This window comes from Pelagibacterium luteolum, assembly GCF_900100665.1.
GTDB lineage: Bacteria > Pseudomonadota > Alphaproteobacteria > Rhizobiales > Devosiaceae > Pelagibacterium > Pelagibacterium luteolum.
This window is the reverse complement of the sequence record NZ_FNCS01000004.1, coordinates 278207-295223: the sequence shown is the minus strand read 5'-3', so window position 1 is coordinate 295223 and position 17017 is coordinate 278207. Positions and strand designations below refer to the sequence as shown.

The window sequence follows — 17017 nt, the reverse complement described above, 5'->3', positions numbered from 1 at the left end:
CCCCCGGTTGCATTCACCATTCGGACCGCGGCTGCCAATACGCAAGTGAGCGTTATCGCAATGAGCTTGAAGCCGCCGGACTGCGGGGCTCGATGAGCGCCATCGGCAATCCTTACCATAACGCTCAGGCCGAGAGCTTCATGAAAACGCTCAAGGTCGAGGAGGTCTATCTCTGCGAATACGAAACCTTTGCCGATGTCGTCGACAGCTTGCCAAGGTTCATCGAGGACATCTACAATACCCGCAGGCTCCACTCTGCCCTCGGCTATCGCTCACCAGAGGAATTTGAAACCCAACTCGCCCAACAGGCGGCTTAGTTTGGAACGCTGCGCTGGTCCAGTCCCAGGGGTTCACTCCAATACCGGGTCAGATCTCAACGGCAATCAACACATGGGGATGATGTACGACCGCGAAACGGTGGTGCGCGACACCATCCAGCGCCTCGTGACCTTCCCCGAGCGTCGCGGCATGGCCACGCATGTCATCTGGCGCGGTGATGACGAGGAAGGATTCTATACCTCCCATATGGTCACCGGATCGGGGCGCCACACCCAGCCAGGCATCTACGGCCCCCCGACGGGTCGGCTGTTCACCACACGCACCATCGCCGACTGCATGATCTATGAGAACAAGATCTATCGCGAATGGATCGTCGGCGACAACATGGTCATCCTCAAGCAACTCGGCCTGGACCCGCATGTCTATGCCGAAAAAGCGGCCATGGCGCAGTTCGAAAAGGGCCTTACCGCCCTCGATATCGGCGAAAACCGCCGCCTGATCGGCCAATATCCGCCGGAAGCCCAGCCCGACCTCGAATTGGCGCACAATGATCTCGAACGCGACACCCTCTTGTGGATGCACGAGGTCTTCAATCGCCGCATGTTCGGCAAGATGAAGGACGTTTACGCGTCAAACGTTCAGTACCATGGCCCCATGCTCAAGGAACTCTACGGCGTGGCCGCGATCACCCACCAATATCTTGGATTGCTCGGTTCGATCCCCGACGCCGGTTTCATGCCCCAGCACATCGCATCGACCCCTTGCGCCGAAGGCGGCACCAAGGTTGCCGTGCGCTGGGTCATGGAGGGCCATCACATGGGGTACGGCATTCTCACCGAATTAGGCGAGCCCACCGGCAAGCGCCTGCAGGTGATGGGCATTACCCATTACCACTACAAAAACGGCAAGATCGTCGATGAGTGGAACGTCTATGACGAGTTGAGCCTGCTCGTGCAGATCAAGCTCGCCCAGATGGCCGATTTCGACGATGAGTTTGCCGATCTAGACAGCTAAAACACCCGGCATCGGCGGGCGGTCAGTTGGGGACGTTAGCAGTCGCTCTGGGCAGGGGGTAGGCCTGATCTTGATAGAGGGCCGAGAGTTGGTCGCCTTCGAAGCGTTGGTCTTCGGTTTCGAGGACGGCGCCGGCCAGGAGTTCGGGCGGCATTTCCTCGATCAGATAGCGTAGCGCTTCAGCTGTCGTGTTGAAGCGGTGGTAGCGCACTGTGCGGAAACGGGTCGAGCGCTTTCCCGGATAGAGTTCGGCGCTGGCGGTGTAATCGAATTTGGCAGGCTTCATGGGTTGTGCTCCGGCGTGACGGGTTCAAGGGCGGGTTGGGCGGGGTCGCGAGGCGATCCCGGCCAATTGAATTACGACACCTGCAGATTGACTGCGGATACCTTGCCGTCGCGACCGTTTTCCAGTTCGTAGGAGACAGCCTGTCCCTCGGCGAGTCCCGAAAGACCAGCGCGCTCAACGGCCGAAATGTGAACGAAAGCGTCCTTGCTGCCATCGGACGGCGAGATGAAGCCAAAGCCTTTGGTGGCATTGAAGAACTTGACGGTACCATTGATCATGAGAGTATCTTTTCGTGTGGCCCGGTCCGATATGGACGCACGGGCGTGTTTCCGGCCCGCAACACGCGGATCGGATTGAACGTTCGCAAAATCAGGAGTTGGCCCCCTACCGGTGACACCGGGGTGGGAAGCAGCCAATGATCGGCTGAAAACGTAAGCTTCATATGGGTACGCGCCGGGAGATTAACAAGGGCGACAAGGAAACAGGCGTGTTACGCTCCGGGGCGATACGGGCTTCCTGCGACTTGTAACCTGGCGTTTGCACCCCATATGGAAGCGACCGAAGTTGGCTTTGCCCCTCGGTCCCCATACGTGATTGAAACACCAGCGCCTCGCCCGAGCGGCTTGAGGCGCATTAATTTGGTCGGCCAAAGTGTCGGCAACAGGACACATGCTACATATAGAAATGAATGCCCCAGCCGCCCTTTACCTAGGCAGCGACTGGCAAAACGCCCGTGAGCAGGGCTCCCGCAACTTCAGCTCGGTCGCCAAGGCCGTGCGGTTCGCCGTGGAAGAAGTTCCGCCCGTCAGCCTGCGCGGCGCGTTGCTCGTGGTGGACGGCCAATCGCTTTCGGGCGATGCGATCCATAAGCTGTATCAAAGCGCGGACTATCCGTTCCCGCACAAGGTGAACCGCAAATATCGTCCGTCATGGACGGCGAAGAGCCTGCAAATCGCACATTAGCGCTTATCAAGGGCCCCGAGCGATCGGGGCCTTTTTCATATGCGCTCAGTTAAACGCCCGGACCTCGACGGGAGCGCGGCAGGCGATGGCCGCCTTGCGTCGCCAGGCAAGAGGGGCATTCATGTCCGGGAGATCGAGCACCCAGAACCCGCCGATGTGCTCGTTTGTTTCAAGATAGGGGCCATCGGTGACGAGGACGTCTCCGTCAGGCTGGGTGCGGAGCGATCTGGCACGGCGGGGGGAGGCTTGAGACCGCCAACGAAAACCCTGATACCCTCAGCTTTCATACCCTGGTTCGGCGCGGCGATGTCGCGGTCCATAGTGGCGTCCTCGGCAATGGCAGGGTCCTAGTCGTCCGGATGATGAATGGCGACGAGGTATTGGAGGTATTGTGTCATGGCTGGTCCTCTCAGGGGCCTTGCGACATTGGGCTCTATCTCATGGGCGAACGCGCCGCATTAAACTCGACGGGCTGGCGACATTTTCTCCCTCAGCGCGGATGCGTGACGTCGCGGGTGCGTTTGAGAGCGTCGACCGTCTGATCGTAGCGCTGGCGCGCGACGCCGAGAAAGAGGCAATCTACGATGGCGAGCTGGGCGATGCGGCTGACCATGGCGCCGGCGCGCAGGCGGCTTTCGCGAGCTCGGCTGACCAGGCATTCATTGGCGGCGCGGGCCAGAGGGGAATCAGGTGAGCCGGTGAGACCGACGGTGAGGCTGCCTGCCTCACGCGCGATTTCGAGATAGCGCACTGTGTCAGCTGTGGTGCCTGAATGGGAAAATCCGAGTGCTACAGTGCCCGCTGGCGAGAGCAACGCCGCCGTCCACGCTTCGTGCGGATCGGATAGGAGGAATGCGTTGCGGCCAATGCGGAAGAGTTTGTGGTGCAGGTCCTGCGCGACGAACTGGCTGGCGCCGATGCCGAACAGCAAGATGCGCTCCGCCTTGTCTATGGCCGCGACCACGCGCTCGAGGGCTGCGAAATCGAGGCCGGAGACCGTTTCGTCGATGGCCAGCATTTCGAGAGAGGCGACCTTGGCGGCCATTTCCTGGAGTGTGTCGGATTGGGCGATTTCCGCGCCGAGGGTCATGCCCGCGCCGAACTGCGCTGACTCCTTGCCCAGTTCTGTGGCGAGCGACATGCGCAATTGCGAATAGCCCGACAGCCCCAGTGTCCGGCAAAAGCGCACGACGGATGCGACCGAGGTGTCACACGCCGCGGCGAGTTCGGAGATTGTCATTTCGAGCACCGCAGCGGGGTTTTCGCGGATCAAGTCAGCCACTCGCCGGGTGGCGGGTGTGAATTTTCCGGCCGAGGCCTCGATGGTCGATTGGATTGCCAAACAGTGCTCCTCCCATTCGGGCCGTGACGCTACACCATCACGCGGCCCGGTCACATTGAAACAAAAGTTCATTGATTAGGTCAATCATGAAACTTATTGACACATCCCGATAACGAGCCATAGGCTGGGCGAACGAGAAGGCTTGTGAGGAGTATCTGGATGGCATCGGCCCATGTTTGGACCCGAACGGTACTGGGCGCTTCGCTCGATCAGGAGCGTGGGCGTTGACCGCAGCCATGGACACAAGCGCCGATCTCATGTCCGAACTTGAACGGATGGTGTCCGAGGGTCGCAATCCACACACCATGGGTATCGATCTGATGTCGGCGCTCGATATCCTGAGGACGATCAATTCCGAAGATGCGTCGGTTCCGACCGCGGTCAAAAAGGTGATTCCTGAAATCGCACGGACTGTCGACGCGACGGTCAAGGCGTTTAACTCAGGTGGGCGGCTGGTCTATATCGGGGCCGGCACAAGCGGTCGCCTCGGGGTGCTGGACGCCTCGGAATGCCCACCGACATTTGGCGTTTCCTATGACATGGTGGTCGGGATCATCGCCGGCGGGTTCGATGCGCTGGTGCGAGCCTCGGAAGGCGCTGAAGATCGCGCGGATGACGGGGTCGCGGATCTCAGGGCCATCACGTTGACGGACAAGGACGTCGTTGTCGGAATCGCCGTCAGCGGCAGGACGCCTTATGTGATCGGCGCTCTCAACTACGCGCGGTCGGTCGGCGCGGTCACCGTTTCGCTTTGTTGCAATCCGGATTCCCCGATCAGCAAGATCGCCGATATTGCCATTTCGCCGGTTGTCGGGCCGGAAGTGTTGACCGGCTCTACGCGCATGAAATCAGGCACCGCTCAAAAGCTGGTGCTCAACATGATTTCGACAGCGAGCATGATCCGGATCGGCAAGACGTATCAGAATCTCATGGTGGACCTGCACGCCAGCAATGAAAAGCTTTTGGCGCGTGCGGTACTCATCGTGATGCGCGCGACCGGCTGCACCACCGAGGAAGCGCGGCAGGTTCTGGCGCTGACCGATAACGACGCCAAGCTTGCGATCCTCGTTCAAACGACGGGCATGGACACCACCGCGGCGCGCAAGGCGCTGGATTCCGCGGACGGATTTTTGCGCCGGGCGATCGAGGCTTCGATTTCGTGACTGCTTTTTCGGTGTCGTCAAAGGGATCGACGCCGATCAACAAGGAGGGAACTACAGTGACCAAGACGATGACAAGAACATTCTTGAGCGGTCTTGCCGTGGCAACGGCGCTTTCGACGGCGGCTTTTGCGGCCCCCGTCGAGGCGGCAACCCTACGCATGGCATGGTCTCAGGATGCGACGGGGCTCGACCCGCACACGCAGACGGCCTTTTCGTCGCTGCGGCTGCTCGAACTGATCTATGAGCCGCTCGTGCGCCTCGACGCCGAACTCAATGTGGTGCCGGCCATCGCATCGAGCTGGGAATTTTCCGAGGATGCGCAGACGCTGACCTTTACGCTCGATCCCGCGGCAACGTTCTCCAACGGCGAGCAGGTCACGGCAGCAGACGTCAAAGCGTCGTTCGAACGCATTCTCAATGAGGCGACCGCTGCGGCCGCGCGCTCGAACTTCCTGTCGATCGAAAGCATCGACACCCCCGACGAGGCAACCGTCGTGTTCAACCTCAGCACGCCCGACGTCCCGATCCTTGTCGCCATGGCGGGCATCAATGCCGCCATCGCGCCAGCCAGCGAAATCGAGGCGGGCTCGGTGGGGACGACGGCGCTCGGGTCCGGGCCTTTCGTGCTCGACACATGGGAGCCCAATTCGCGCGAAGTGCTGACGGCCAATCCCGATTGGGCCGGCGGTGAATTGGGAATCGATGGGATCAACATTTCCGTTCTCCCCGACGAAACCGCGATCCTCGCGTCGCTCCGCGCCGGGCAGACCGATTTCGCGCTGATCAACGACCCGCTGGTCGCCACCATGGTGCCCAATGAGGCGGGCTTGGAACTCAACCGTGCGCCGGGGCTGGCGTATAATGTGCTTCAGCTCAATCCCAATCGTGAGCCGATGGACAATGTGCTCGTGCGTCAGGCGATGAGCTGCGCCATCGACAGGCAGTCGATCATCGATACGGCGCTGGCTGGCGAAGGTGCCGTCACGGGGCCATTGACCATGCCAGCCTTTGCGCAGGATCCCAGCTCGCTCTTTTGCTATGAGCAGGATCTGGATCGCGCGCGTGAGCTGATGGCGGAATCGGGCGTCGATGGCTTTACGGCCACGGTCATCGCTGCAACGGGCGAGCCGCCCTATGCCGCTCTGGAAGCCCAGGTCCTTCAGGCACAGTTGGCCGAAATCGGGATCACGCTCAACATCGAAATGATGGAGCTCAATGTCTATGTCGACACCTGGCTGCAGGGCGATTTCGACATGGCGGTGGCCCAGAATGGCGGACGTCCCGATCCCTATCCGATGTACAACCGCTACTTTACCAATGACGGCAACCTGCTCAACGTCTCGAACTATGTCGACGACACGCTCGACAGCCTGATGCGCGAAGGCCAAGCCGAGACCGACCCTGAGCGTCGCGTCGAAATCTTCCAGGAGTTCGAGAACCATCTTGTGGAACAGTCGCCGTGGCTCTGGCTGTCGACATCGTTCAGCTACACAGCGCAGCGCGAAAACGTCTCGGGCTTTGTTCCCTCGCCGACCGGTACGTTGTTCGGGCTGACTGAAGTTACCGTCGAGTAATGCCTTCAGGGCCCGGTCGCGGCATCACCGTGACCGGGCTTCTTTGCAGAAACGGGTTTCCATGAACTATTTGGCGCAACGCCTTTTGACGTTTCCGCTGATCCTGCTCGGCGTCTCCGTGCTGGTCTTTGTTTCGATCCGCATGATCCCGGGCAGCCAGATCACCGCGATGCTGGGCACAGAGGCGGGAATGCTGACGGCGGCACAACGCGAAGCGTTGGCCGCTTATTTCGGCATCGATCAACCGGTCTGGACGCAATATTTCCGCTGGCTCGCGGGGCTTTTTCAGGGCGATCTTGGGGTCTCGACAATTTATGCGCGCCCGGTGCTCAACGTCATTCTCGAGCGCTTTCCGCTGACGCTGCAACTGGCGCTGATGTCCATGACGATCGCACTGTGCATCGGCCTGCCGCTGGGCGTGTTTGCCGCTACGCGCAATGAGCGTCCGAGCGATCTGATCGTGCGCATTCTGGCAATGCTTGGCCAATCGACGCCGAACTTCGTCATCGGCATTTTGCTGATCTATTTTCTCTCGGTCTTTTTCGGCATCGTGCCGGCGATGGGTACCTTTACGCCCCTGACGGTGGATCCGCTGGCCAGTTTCGGCCAATTGTTCTGGCCCGCCGTAACGCTCGGCTTTGCCTTTGCGGCATCGGTGACGCGGATTTCGCGCTCGGCCATGCTCGATGTGTTGAGCGACGATTACATCCGCACGGCCCGCTCCAAGGGCGCCTCATCCATGAGTGTCATCTGGCGCCATGCGCTCCCCAATGCGCTCATTCCCGTTGTGACGCTATCGGGGGTCGAGTTTGGTTATCTGCTCGGGGGCGCGGTGATCGTCGAGCAGATTTTTGCGTTGCCGGGGCTGGGTCGTTTGGTGCTCGATGCCATCACGCAGCGTGACTATGCTCTGGTGCAGGGTACTGTCCTGTTCATCGCGTTCAACTTCCTCATCGTCAATTTGCTCGTCGACCTCGCATACGCCGCGCTCGATCCGCGCATCCGCATCGGGGGCCGCAAATGAGCAGGATCTTTGCGTCTTTTGTCCGCCATCCGTCCGGGCGGATCGGGCTCGTTATCGTCTCGCTCTATATCGTGGCCGCGATCATGGGCACATTTGGGTTGACGCCGCACAACCCGCTGGCGATGGTTCCGATCGACCGTCTGAAGGCACCCAATGAAGCCTATTGGTTCGGCACGGACATTTTGGGCCGCGACACCTTCAGCCGGCTGATGGTGGGCATTCGCCAATCGATGATCATCGCTTTCGCTTCGGTGGCCTGCGCCACGATCGCGGGGACGATCATCGGCCTGTTTTCGGCCTGGCTGGGCGGAATCTGGGACGGCGTTTTGATGCGCTTTATGGATGTGTTGCTGGCGTTTCCGGCCATTCTCCTGGCGCTTCTGATCATCGCGATCGTCGGGCCCGGCACCATAACCAGCATCGCGGCGATCGGCATCGTTTATACTCCAATCTTTGCCCGCGTTGTCCGTGGCCCTGCGCTGTCGCTCAAGCAGCGCGATTTCGTCGATGCGGCGCGGACGTTCGGCAGCACGCAGCCCTATATTCTGACACGGCATCTGCTGCTCAACCTCGTTGCGCCACTGGCCGTGCAGGTAACCCTGGCGTTGGCCTGGGCATTGCTAACCGAGGCAGGGCTGTCCTTTCTGGGCCTCGGCACTCAACCGCCCACTCCATCACTTGGGCTGATGCTGGCCGAGAGCCGCAATCTGATGCCGCAAGCGCCGTGGTTGATGATCTTTCCGGCCCTCACCATCATGCTGGGTATTTTGGGCTTCAACCTCGCCGGAGACGCCTTGCGCGACATTCTCGATCCGCGCACGCAAAGGAGAGAGGCATGACCAAACTTCTTTCAGTCCGAGACCTGCGCGTCGGCTTTGGCAACGACTCCAAGGCCAATGAAGTCGTCAAGGGCGTCAGCTTCGATCTCGCCTCCGGGGAAACGCTGGCGATCGTCGGTGAGTCCGGCTCTGGGAAATCGGTCACAGCGCTTTCGATTAATCGGCTGGTCGATTTTGGCGGCGGTCGCATTACAGGGGGTTCGATCGTTTTGACGCGTGCGGATGGTACGGCGTTCGACGTGACGGGTTCGAAGGAAGCAGCGTTGCGCCAGATCCGCGGGCGCGATGTGGGCATGATCTTTCAAGAGCCCATGACATCGCTCAATCCGGTCCACACAATCGGCGACCAGATTGCCGAAGCTGTGCGGCTCAATAGCGGGCTTAGGAGCGATGCCGCGCGAAAGGCTGCGCTCGATGTGCTCGACCGGGTCCGCATTCCCGATGCCAAATCGCGGATGGATTATTATCCGCATCAGCTTTCGGGCGGGATGCGCCAGCGCGTGATGATTGCCATGGCGTTGGTTGCCAGCCCGCGATTGCTGATTGCTGATGAGCCCACCACCGCGCTCGACGTCACTGTCCAGGCTCAGATACTCGCTTTACTTGCGGAATTGCGGGCCGAGACTGGCATGGCGATGATTTTCATCACCCATGACATCGGGCTTGTGGCTGGGATCGCGGACCGCATCATGGTGATGCAGCACGGCGTGGTGGTTGAACAGGACGAGACCAGCAACGTTCTCGACAATCCGCAGCATGAGTATACGCAGCACCTTCTGCGCGCCGTTCCTCATTTTGCCTCTGGCAATGCGGTGCGGACGGATGGCGAGCGGGTGCCAGCACGAGAGCCCGTTGTGAAGGTTGACGACCTCGTGGTGCGGTTTCCCGTAGGCGGCGGTTGGCTCAAGCCCAAGGGTGCCATTCACGCCGTCGATGGGGTGAGTTTTGATCTGGTGGCCGGCGAGACCTTGGCGATCGTCGGCGAGAGCGGCTCGGGAAAGTCGACGACGGCGCGGGCCATTCTTGGTCTCGTTGACAAGCAGCGCGGCGATATCGCGGCGACGACCGGCCGATCAAAGCGTCCGATCCAGATGGTCTTCCAGGACCCCTTCGCTTCGCTCAATCCGCGGCTCGATGTCGAAGCTCTGATGGCGGAACCGGCGATTGCCAATGGGCAGAAACACGACAAAGCGTTGCGCGAGCGCATGGCGTTCCTGCTCGACAAGGTGGGGCTGCCTGAAGACGCGCTCAAGCGCTACCCGCACCAGTTTTCCGGGGGGCAGCGCCAACGCCTTTGCATCGCGCGGGCCTTGATGCTCAATCCCGATGTCGTGGTTCTCGACGAGGCGGTCTCGGCTCTAGATGTCTCAGTTCAGGCTAAGGTGCTCGATCTCCTGATCGACCTGCAGCATGAGTTTCGCCTCGCCTATCTGTTTATCTCGCACGACATGGCAGTGGTCGAACGCATTGCCCATCGGGTGGCGGTGATGTACGCGGGCCAGATCGTTGAGATTGGCGACGCCAAGGCGGTCCTCGCTTCGCCACAGCATAGCTATACCAAGCGGCTGATCGCGGCTGTGCCGGCCATCGAACGCCGGAAACAGCATTTTGCCGTGGACGTCACGCAGGTGCCCTCGCTTGTCCGCCCGGCCGGGTATGAGCCGCCTGATGCGCGCTGGCGAGAAGCGGGTAGCGACCATCGCGTTCGGCATGAGGATACTCCATGACTTCGATTTCCAACCAGTTCGACCGGGCCTTCGTGCCCCTTGCCAATGCCGTCGATGCGGGCCGCATCCCGGGCGGGGTTCTTGGCATTATCGATCGCGATGGCAATCGGGCGGTTCGCGCCATAGGTGACGCGCAGACGGTTCCCGATCGGAAGCCCATGCGCGAGGACACCTGGTTCGATCTGGCGTCCTTGACCAAGGTCATTTTCACGACCGAACGTATTCTGGCTTTGGCGGATGCCGGGCGGATCGATCTCGATGCGCCGCTGGTCAGCGTGCTGCCCGATTTCCGGCAGTACAACCCTGATAATTGGGAGCGCAAGGTCACGTTCCGCCAGTGCCTGGGGCACCAGACACCGTTTCCGGCGGTGTTTCCGCTCTATACTTACGGGCGCGATCCCGACCTGTTGCGCACCTTCGTCTTGCAGCATGAATGGCGAGCGGGACCGGCGGTTTATTCCGACATCAATTTCATTCTCCTGGGGCTGGCGCTCGAACGCATCGAAGGTCAATGGATCCGGCAGATGGATCCTGGCCCCGGATTTGCGTGGTCTGCAGACCCCGCCAACGCGGCAGCGACCGAAGCGTGCACATGGCGGCATCGCGTTTTGATTGGCGAAGTGCATGACGACAATTGCTCTGCGCTGGAAGGCGCTGGGCATGCGGGCCTGTTTGGCACTGCGGAAAGTCTCCTCGATTTTGCCGCGCGCAAGCTAAGCGCAGCCGGGCCGGAGGCGTTGATCCGCACGCCGCTCTCGGGCAGGCGCACCCATGGCTGGGAACGGCCCTATGAGGGCTGGTCGGGCGGGGAATTCTGTTCGCCAGACACCATCGGCCACACCGGGTTTACTGGAACGGGGCTGTGGATCGACTACGCGCGCGGCCATGCGTGGACGCTTTTGACAAATCGCGTCCATCCAACCCGACATTTCGATAGCGGCATCATTGCACTACGGCGGGCCGTGGGCGATCTCATCAATACTGATACAGGAGCGTAACATGGAGCCGATTTGGGCCGTTGGGCTGATGACCGGAACTGTTCTCGATGGCTATATCGACGTTGCACTGTTGCGCACGGATGGCGAGACCATCGAACGGTTTGGCGACTATACCCTTGCCCCCTACCCCCAATCGATCCGCAGCCTGCTCGAAGAGACATTGGCGCAGGCGCGTAAATGGAACTTCGACGGCCCCGAACCGGAGATTTTCGCTGAGGCCGAGGATGCATTGACGCGGGCGCAATCGGCGGCGGTTGCCGACCTCGTCAAGTCTGCGGGTCTTGAACTCGACGATATCGGCGTTGTCGGATTTCACGGTCAGTCGGTGCTTCACCGCGCGCCGCAGACCGGCCGCATCGGCGCGACCCGGCAATTGGGCAATGGCGCTTTGATGCACCAATTGCTCGGCGTCCCGGTTGCCTATGATTTCCGCTCGACCGACGTCCGCGCCGGTGGACAGGGGGCACCGCTGGCGGCGCTCTATCACAAGGCGTTGCTCACGATGATCGATGCCACCGACGGCAAGACCGCGGTGCTCAATCTGGGCGGGGTCGCCAATGTAACCTGGTGGGATGGTGCCGACCGGCTCATCGCATTCGATGCTGGCCCTGCCAATGCGCCCATCAATGATTTCGTCAAGGCGCTCGGTCTGGGCGATATGGACCACAATGGTGCCATGGCGCTGCGCGGCAAGGTCGACGAAGAGCGTTTGGCAAAGCTTTTGACCCATCCCTATCTGTCGGCGCCCTACCCCAAATCGCTTGACCGCTTCGATTTTCTGGCCAGCATGGCCGATGGCCTAGGCGCTGACGATGGTGCAGCGACCCTCACGGGCTTCACGACAGGCGCAGTGGGCAAGGCGCTGGACCTCTTGCCCGAACGACCCGAAAAGCTCGTCGTCTGCGGCGGGGGACGGCACAATCCGGCGATCATGGAGATGCTCGGATCGCGCGCCGGCGTTACGGCGGTTCCGGCCGAAACGGTTGGATGGCGCGGCGACGCCGTCGAGGCAGAATGCTTTGCGTTTCTGGCCGTACGCGTCATGCGCGGCCTGCCGATCAGTTTCCCTACAACCACCGGCGCACCCCATCCGCTGACCGGCGGGCAATTGGCGGCGTAAACTATGGATTTCGCGTCGATCGAAGTCAGCGACAGCCCAACCGCCGCTGATCTCGAGATTATCGGCAATGGGCTGGCGGCATTCAACGAAGCCGATGCCGGGCCGGCCGAACAACGAGCGCTGGCCGTTTTCGTCCGCGACGATGAGGGCACTATCGTAGCGGGCATCTCGGGATACACAGCATGGGGATGGCTTTACATCCAGTGGCTCTGGGTTGATGAGAGCCATCGCGGCAAGGGCCTTGCCAGATGCATGCTCGATGCGGCGGAAACCGAAGCGCACGAGCGTGGGTGTCACGGGGCGCTTATCGACACCTTCAACCCGAACGCGCTATCGGTCTATCAGAAGGCCGGCTATGTCGTCTTCGGTGCGCTGCCGGATTTTCCGCTAGGGCGGACGCGAAGCTTTTTGTCCAAGAGCTTGCGATAAAGCCCGCGTCAGGAGTTGGTTAAGGTTTCGGCCTGTTCGCGGGCCTGGGTTACCTGGGCCAATATCGAGAGGGCCAAGGACGCCGCATTTCGCGTGGGACCGAAAAGACCTACAGGCCCGTTTATCGTTTCGATCAAATTTTCCGGCATCCCGGCCTCTTTGAGGGCCGCCACCCGCAGCGCGTGGGTGCGCCGGCTGCCCAGCGCGCCTATGAAAAACGGGGGGTGGTCGCGCAGGACCTGGGCGATGAGCCCGATTTCCCAATCGTGGTCGTGAAAGAGAAAAATGACGGCGCTATAGGGATCGATCTGCAACTCAGGTTTTGCAGTTGGCGTTGAAAGCCAGTGTGCTGTGCCACCGTTGCGATGGACGGCATCGGCGGTTTCCTGATCGGCGCAATAAGCGATCACTTCGAAGCCCGACGCCAATGCAATCCTGGCCGTCGTTTCAACCTCAAGGCCACGACCGACGAGCACCATTCGGGTGCGGGGGCGATAGATGCGCTGGAAGATGTCGCCCTTTGCGCCAGTCGTGTCGTCCGCGGTCAGCGTCTGGTCAAACCCGAGCGCGTTGCCAGATGGCTGCAGCGTGATCCTGAAGGGCGCGCGAGATTCGATGGCGTCTATAGCTGCGCGCACGATGGTCGGATCGGGGGTGACATGGATATGGACGTCGATCCCGCCACCGCAAGGCAGCCTCACATCCATGAGCGGAGAGCCCGATCCGATACGCAGGACCTGATCGCGGTTGTTCTGGATCGCCACGATGGCCTCGGCCGCCACTGCCGCCTCCACGCAACCGCCCGAGACATAGCCGCAATAGCGTCCGTCGGCGAGAACGGCCATCTGCGCGCCTTTGCCGCGTGCCGAACCGCCAAAGACATCGATGACTGTAATCAGCGCACAGGCGATATCGTCTTTCTGTGCGGTTTCGAGCAGCCTAAAAACGGTGAGCGCGTCATCGGGCTGGCTTTCCGGAATGCCAATGCCAAATTCGCTCTGCGACGCCATGAGCGGCACGCGCTTGGGAGAAACGAAATTCTGCATTGTGTAAATTTCTCCCGCCCTGGCTCGCGCGCGCTTTTGGTGCAGTTGATCTGACCTTTAGCGGACCCGCAAGTCATACCTCTTCACTGCTGGTAAAATTGTAGGCCGCCTACCCCGTCGCCTCCGTTTCCGCGGGAACAGCCTGAATCAATGCAGCTACTGCATCTGAGAGCACCGCGGCGCCTGCTACTTTGTAGTGATCAATGACGCGCCAGATGGCGACCTCGGCGCGCTGGGTCACATCGAACTCCCTCCCGTCGCGTGGACGCGATGGGAGGGAGCGTTCAAGGGTATCAAGTTCGATATGTTCAGCGTCAAGCTCAGCGGCCTTGATGCGCCCTCGCAATTTTTCGCTGGATGGGGATGGTGCAGGCGACGGGCCATTTTTCAGACCTCGGCGCAGGGCGCGCAAGGGCAGGACCACATCCCGGCGCCAATCTGAGACAAGCGCGTCAGCACGTTCGATGTCGGATGGATCGACGTCTTCCTGGCGCGCGATGACACGCCAAAGGGCGTAGATCAGTATATTGACGTCCACGCCGGCAACATCTTGAAGCTCAAGGCAAGCGTCGGCCACGCCTTCACGGCGATAGAAATCGAGTGCAAACTCCCAAAGCCCCAAATGCCCATCCTCAGACCGTGCTTCCGGATATGGTTCAGACATCAAAAATTACGCTCCAAAGCTGTGCGGCAATTGTCCTGGCGGCTGGGGTTTCACGCCGGTTCGGCGCAGAAGACAAGCTTGCCGCCCCTATCGATGGGGTTCCGATGCTTCAACGCGTGCTCGACACTGTTACCGCGCTGCCGCTGGGCCAGATTATTCTCGTGTTCGGGGACGTTTATAGCAAGCCCAAGACACTCCCAGGCACTGTAGAAATGGTTCACAATCGCGATTATCGTTCCGGAATGGGCGGATCGATTGCCGCCGGGGCCGCCCATATAGACAAGGATTTGGATGCCGCCTTTATCGTGCTCGGCGACATGCCGTTCGTTCCTGGCGAGATGTATTCGCGACTCGCTGACGCGCTCGCGCCCGACGTCACGATCGCGCGCCCACTCTCGCCCTCCGGGCCGGGTCATCCTGTGCTCTTCCGCAGGACCCATTTTGGTCGGTTGCGCGAATTATCGGGCGACATGGGGGCTGGCACAATCGTTCGCGCCGCGGGTGCGACGCTCGCCATGGTAGATACCAGCGATGCTGCCTGCTTTTTCGATGTGGACACGCCAGACGCACTCGCCATAGCCGAGAGCGGGCGATGGAAGCAAACCTAGCGCGGCGCGTAGGCAGTGCCCGCAAGTCCAAGTGACTTGATGCGGGAGTAGAGCGTGGTTGCGGGGATGCCGAGGCGGGCGGCGGCGCCATCTTTGCCCGATACTCGGCCATCTGCTGCGTCGAGGGCGCGGCGGATGTTGTCGCGCTCGAGGGCGAGGAACTGATCGCGCGTCAGAATCTCATCCTCTCGTGCCGCCGAGGTGGCTTCGGGCATCCGGTTGGGTTGCATCGGGGCGGCGACAAGATCGAAATGCATGCGCCCATCGCGGGCGAGAATGGCCGCCCGCTCGATCAGATTTTGCAGTTCGCGCGCATTGCCTGGCCAACTGTAGGCCGTCAGATCGGCGATATTGGCGCGGGTCAGGATCGGTTGGGATATGTTGAGGCGGCCGCAGGAAATCTTGAGGAAGTGGTCGGCGAGCACGGGGATGTCGCCGCGGCGTTCACGTAACGGCACGCATTCGACGGGGAAGACGTTGAGGCGAAAATAGAGGTCTTCGCGGAAACTGCCCTTGGCCACTTCCTGGGTAAGGTCGCGATTGGTCGCGGCGATGACGCGCACGTCAACCTCTCGCGTACGGTCTTCGCCGAGGCGTTCAAAGCGGCGGTCCTGCAGTACGCGCAAGAGCTTGGATTGCAGATCGAGTGGGATTTCACCCACCTCATCGAGAAAGATTGTGCCGCCATCGGCAAGTTCAAACCGGCCGATACGGTCGCGCAACGCACCCGTGAACGCACCTCGCACGTGCCCGAAAAATTCGCTTTCGAACAGTTCGCGCGGAATGGCGGCACAGTTCACCCGAATGAGTGGGCGGTCGGAGCGTCGCGACGCCTGGTGAATGGCGCGGGCAACGAGTTCCTTGCCGGTGCCGCTCTCTCCGGTGATTAAAACATTGGCCTCAGTGGGAGCGACGAGGTCGATCTGTTTCAGCAACTGGCGGATGGCTGTGGATGAGCCAATGATATCGTAGTGGTTGGACTGGGAGAGTATCTCTTCCTGCAGATACGCGTTTTCGAGTTCCAGCCGCTCGCGCAACCGCGCGTTTTCGGCCATCGCCTCGCGCAGACGTGCCTCGTTTTCCTTGCGCTGGGAAATGTCGCGGAAAACGATCACCGCTCCCACAAGCGCGCCATTATCTTCGATCGGCGTCGATGTGTATTCCACGCGGATCGCGGCGCCGTCTTTGCGCCAGAAGCATTCGTCCTCGACCGTATTGATATTGCCACTGCGGAACGCGCCGTAGATCGGACAATCGGCGGCGTGATAATGGCTTCCGTCCGGGCGCTTGTAGTGAACCATGGCGTGCATGTTCTTGCCCACCAGTTCGCCCGCGCTCCAGCCGAGCATGTTTTCGGCCGCCGGGTTGACGAAGGTGGTGTCACCGTCTGCGTTGACGCCAAAGATGCCCTCACCCGCAGCTGCCAGGATGAGCTGGTTTTCCCGTTCGATCTCCCGGAAAAAACGCTCGGCACGGCGCCATTCCTCAAGCCCCTGGCGGTGGTAGTTATCCGCCTCGCGGTCTATCGAGCGACGGTTTCGCTGTTCGAGATCCCCGATAGTGATCATGACGCGCGGGCCGGTTTCGCCCGAGACCGCCACGAACTGATGCTCATATTCGCTTGTGTCGTCCGCGCCGGTGGGAATCAGAGTGTGTGAATAGGCGACGCCACGGTGCAACGCCTCTTCGGTTGCGACGTGCAGGTACGGCTCGAAACCTTTGTAGAGCGCCCTCACTGACGCACCCGCGATCCGCGCTGCTCCTACGAGGCGCACTGCGGCGGCGTTCGCAAACAAGATGACGTCGCCAACCGGATCGATGAGAAGCACCGGTTCGGGTTTGGCCGACATCAAGGCCTCGAAATCAGCATTCATGGGCGACCCCTTCAACACGAAATATCGTAACCACATTACGATCACTCGTAAATTACGATTTTTCGTG

At 60.8% G+C, this 17017-nt stretch carries 19 protein-coding genes; 12 read left to right on the top strand and 7 right to left on the bottom strand.

Features of this window, described 5'->3' with window-relative positions:
* On the top strand, nt 1-317 hold a 317-nt coding region (locus BLR31_RS22030; RefSeq protein ID WP_143009369.1), incomplete at its 5' end, for an integrase core domain-containing protein.
* Between the two features lie 79 nt (nt 318-396).
* The gene (locus BLR31_RS10195) at nt 397-1293 is read left to right on the top strand and encodes a nuclear transport factor 2 family protein (RefSeq protein ID WP_244505011.1); all 897 of its coding nucleotides are present in this window, start codon (nt 397-399) and stop codon (nt 1291-1293) included.
* Between the two features lie 22 nt (nt 1294-1315).
* On the opposite strand, the gene BLR31_RS10190 is transcribed toward BLR31_RS10195, so the two are convergent.
* Nucleotides 1316-1579, bottom strand: coding sequence for a hypothetical protein (locus BLR31_RS10190; protein WP_090595613.1), 264 nt, complete (start codon nt 1577-1579; stop codon nt 1316-1318).
* 71 nt (nt 1580-1650) lie between these two features.
* Nucleotides 1651-1857: a cold-shock protein gene (locus BLR31_RS10185; protein ID WP_090595610.1), complete on the bottom strand. Its 207-nt coding sequence runs from the start codon at nt 1855-1857 to the stop codon at nt 1651-1653.
* Between the two features lie 406 nt (nt 1858-2263).
* Between BLR31_RS10185 and BLR31_RS10180 the strand changes: the two genes are divergently transcribed.
* Complete coding sequence (locus tag BLR31_RS10180) at nt 2264-2542, top strand: hypothetical protein (protein WP_143009368.1); 279 nt, start codon at nt 2264-2266, stop codon at nt 2540-2542.
* Nucleotides 2543-2587: 45 nt separating this feature from the next.
* Here the strand turns inward: BLR31_RS10180 and BLR31_RS22025 are convergent, their stop codons facing one another.
* On the bottom strand, nt 2588-2698 hold the full coding sequence (locus tag BLR31_RS22025) for a YciI family protein (RefSeq protein WP_244505017.1): 111 nt from the start codon (nt 2696-2698) through the stop codon (nt 2588-2590).
* Nucleotides 2699-3032: 334 nt separating this feature from the next.
* Nucleotides 3033-3884 carry a MurR/RpiR family transcriptional regulator gene (locus BLR31_RS10170; protein WP_090595706.1) on the bottom strand — a complete coding sequence of 284 codons (852 nt, stop codon included), beginning with the start codon at nt 3882-3884 and terminating at the stop codon, nt 3033-3035.
* Nucleotides 3885-4120: 236 nt separating this feature from the next.
* Here BLR31_RS10170 and murQ point away from each other — a divergent pair, with 236 nt between their 5' ends.
* The 8 genes from murQ to BLR31_RS10130 all read left to right on the top strand — a co-directional run bounded on the left by murQ (nt 4121) and on the right by BLR31_RS10130 (nt 12758).
* Nucleotides 4121-5047 (top strand): N-acetylmuramic acid 6-phosphate etherase, encoded by a 927-nt coding sequence (gene murQ, locus BLR31_RS10165; protein WP_244505016.1) that lies wholly within the window; start codon nt 4121-4123, stop codon nt 5045-5047.
* A 56-nt stretch (nt 5048-5103) separates the two neighbouring features.
* Nucleotides 5104-6621, top strand: a complete 1518-nt coding sequence (locus BLR31_RS10160) for an ABC transporter substrate-binding protein (RefSeq protein ID WP_425287226.1) — start codon at nt 5104-5106, stop codon at nt 6619-6621.
* Between the two features lie 61 nt (nt 6622-6682).
* Nucleotides 6683-7645, top strand: coding sequence for an ABC transporter permease (locus tag BLR31_RS10155; protein WP_090595604.1), 963 nt, complete (start codon nt 6683-6685; stop codon nt 7643-7645).
* The gene (locus BLR31_RS10150) at nt 7642-8484 is read left to right on the top strand and encodes an ABC transporter permease (protein WP_090595601.1); all 843 of its coding nucleotides are present in this window, start codon (nt 7642-7644) and stop codon (nt 8482-8484) included. Before BLR31_RS10155 ends, BLR31_RS10150 begins: the two co-directional genes overlap by 4 nt.
* A complete protein-coding gene (locus BLR31_RS10145) occupies nt 8481-10211 on the top strand; it encodes an ABC transporter ATP-binding protein (RefSeq protein ID WP_090595598.1) in 1731 nt (576 codons plus the stop codon). Before BLR31_RS10150 ends, BLR31_RS10145 begins: the two co-directional genes overlap by 4 nt.
* Entirely contained in the window at nt 10208-11209 is a 1002-nt protein-coding gene (locus BLR31_RS10140) for a serine hydrolase domain-containing protein (protein WP_090595596.1), read from the top strand. The genes BLR31_RS10145 and BLR31_RS10140 overlap by 4 nt, the downstream gene beginning before the upstream one ends.
* Before the next feature lies 1 nt (nt 11210).
* Nucleotides 11211-12329: an anhydro-N-acetylmuramic acid kinase gene (locus BLR31_RS10135; protein WP_090595594.1), complete on the top strand. Its 1119-nt coding sequence runs from the start codon at nt 11211-11213 to the stop codon at nt 12327-12329.
* Nucleotides 12330-12332: 3 nt separating this feature from the next.
* Complete coding sequence (locus tag BLR31_RS10130; RefSeq protein WP_090595591.1) at nt 12333-12758, top strand: GNAT family N-acetyltransferase; 426 nt, start codon at nt 12333-12335, stop codon at nt 12756-12758.
* Between the two features lie 8 nt (nt 12759-12766).
* Here BLR31_RS10130 and BLR31_RS10125 read toward each other — a convergent pair whose 3' ends face one another.
* Together BLR31_RS10125 and BLR31_RS10120 are read right to left on the bottom strand one after the other, a co-directional pair.
* A complete protein-coding gene (locus tag BLR31_RS10125; RefSeq protein ID WP_090595587.1) occupies nt 12767-13804 on the bottom strand; it encodes an XdhC family protein in 1038 nt (345 codons plus the stop codon).
* Between the two features lie 109 nt (nt 13805-13913).
* Nucleotides 13914-14468, bottom strand: a complete 555-nt coding sequence (locus BLR31_RS10120; RefSeq protein ID WP_090595698.1) for a TIGR02444 family protein — start codon at nt 14466-14468, stop codon at nt 13914-13916.
* On the opposite strand from BLR31_RS10120, the gene BLR31_RS10115 reads away from it, so the two are divergent.
* Nucleotides 14456-15076, top strand: coding sequence for a nucleotidyltransferase family protein (locus tag BLR31_RS10115; protein ID WP_090595585.1), 621 nt, complete (start codon nt 14456-14458; stop codon nt 15074-15076). The genes BLR31_RS10120 and BLR31_RS10115 overlap by 13 nt on opposite strands.
* Here the strand turns inward: BLR31_RS10115 and BLR31_RS10110 are convergent.
* Nucleotides 15073-16950, bottom strand: coding sequence for a sigma 54-interacting transcriptional regulator (locus BLR31_RS10110; protein WP_090595582.1), 1878 nt, complete (start codon nt 16948-16950; stop codon nt 15073-15075). The genes BLR31_RS10115 and BLR31_RS10110 overlap by 4 nt on opposite strands.
* Between the last annotated feature and the right edge of the window lie 67 nt (nt 16951-17017).

What these genes read in the sequence shown, in the direction of transcription:
- BLR31_RS10195 (WP_244505011.1), top strand. Translation starts at nt 397, where the DNA reads ATGATGTACGACCGCGAAACGGTGGTGCGCGACACCATCCAGCGCCTC.
- BLR31_RS10190 (WP_090595613.1), bottom strand. Translation starts at nt 1,579, where the DNA reads ATGAAGCCTGCCAAATTCGATTACACCGCCAGCGCCGAACTCTATCCG.
- BLR31_RS10185 (WP_090595610.1), bottom strand. Translation starts at nt 1,857, where the DNA reads ATGATCAATGGTACCGTCAAGTTCTTCAATGCCACCAAAGGCTTTGGC.
- BLR31_RS10180 (WP_143009368.1), top strand. Translation starts at nt 2,264, where the DNA reads ATGAATGCCCCAGCCGCCCTTTACCTAGGCAGCGACTGGCAAAACGCC.
- murQ (WP_244505016.1), top strand. Translation starts at nt 4,121, where the DNA reads ATGGACACAAGCGCCGATCTCATGTCCGAACTTGAACGGATGGTGTCC.
- BLR31_RS10155 (WP_090595604.1), top strand. Translation starts at nt 6,683, where the DNA reads ATGAACTATTTGGCGCAACGCCTTTTGACGTTTCCGCTGATCCTGCTC.
- BLR31_RS10150 (WP_090595601.1), top strand. Translation starts at nt 7,642, where the DNA reads ATGAGCAGGATCTTTGCGTCTTTTGTCCGCCATCCGTCCGGGCGGATC.
- BLR31_RS10145 (WP_090595598.1), top strand. Translation starts at nt 8,481, where the DNA reads ATGACCAAACTTCTTTCAGTCCGAGACCTGCGCGTCGGCTTTGGCAAC.
- BLR31_RS10140 (WP_090595596.1), top strand. Translation starts at nt 10,208, where the DNA reads ATGACTTCGATTTCCAACCAGTTCGACCGGGCCTTCGTGCCCCTTGCC.
- BLR31_RS10135 (WP_090595594.1), top strand. Translation starts at nt 11,211, where the DNA reads ATGGAGCCGATTTGGGCCGTTGGGCTGATGACCGGAACTGTTCTCGAT.
- BLR31_RS10130 (WP_090595591.1), top strand. Translation starts at nt 12,333, where the DNA reads ATGGATTTCGCGTCGATCGAAGTCAGCGACAGCCCAACCGCCGCTGAT.
- BLR31_RS10125 (WP_090595587.1), bottom strand. Translation starts at nt 13,804, where the DNA reads ATGCAGAATTTCGTTTCTCCCAAGCGCGTGCCGCTCATGGCGTCGCAG.
- BLR31_RS10115 (WP_090595585.1), top strand. Translation starts at nt 14,456, where the DNA reads ATGGTTCAGACATCAAAAATTACGCTCCAAAGCTGTGCGGCAATTGTC.
- BLR31_RS10120 (WP_090595698.1), bottom strand. Translation starts at nt 14,468, where the DNA reads ATGTCTGAACCATATCCGGAAGCACGGTCTGAGGATGGGCATTTGGGG.
- BLR31_RS10110 (WP_090595582.1), bottom strand. Translation starts at nt 16,950, where the DNA reads ATGAATGCTGATTTCGAGGCCTTGATGTCGGCCAAACCCGAACCGGTG.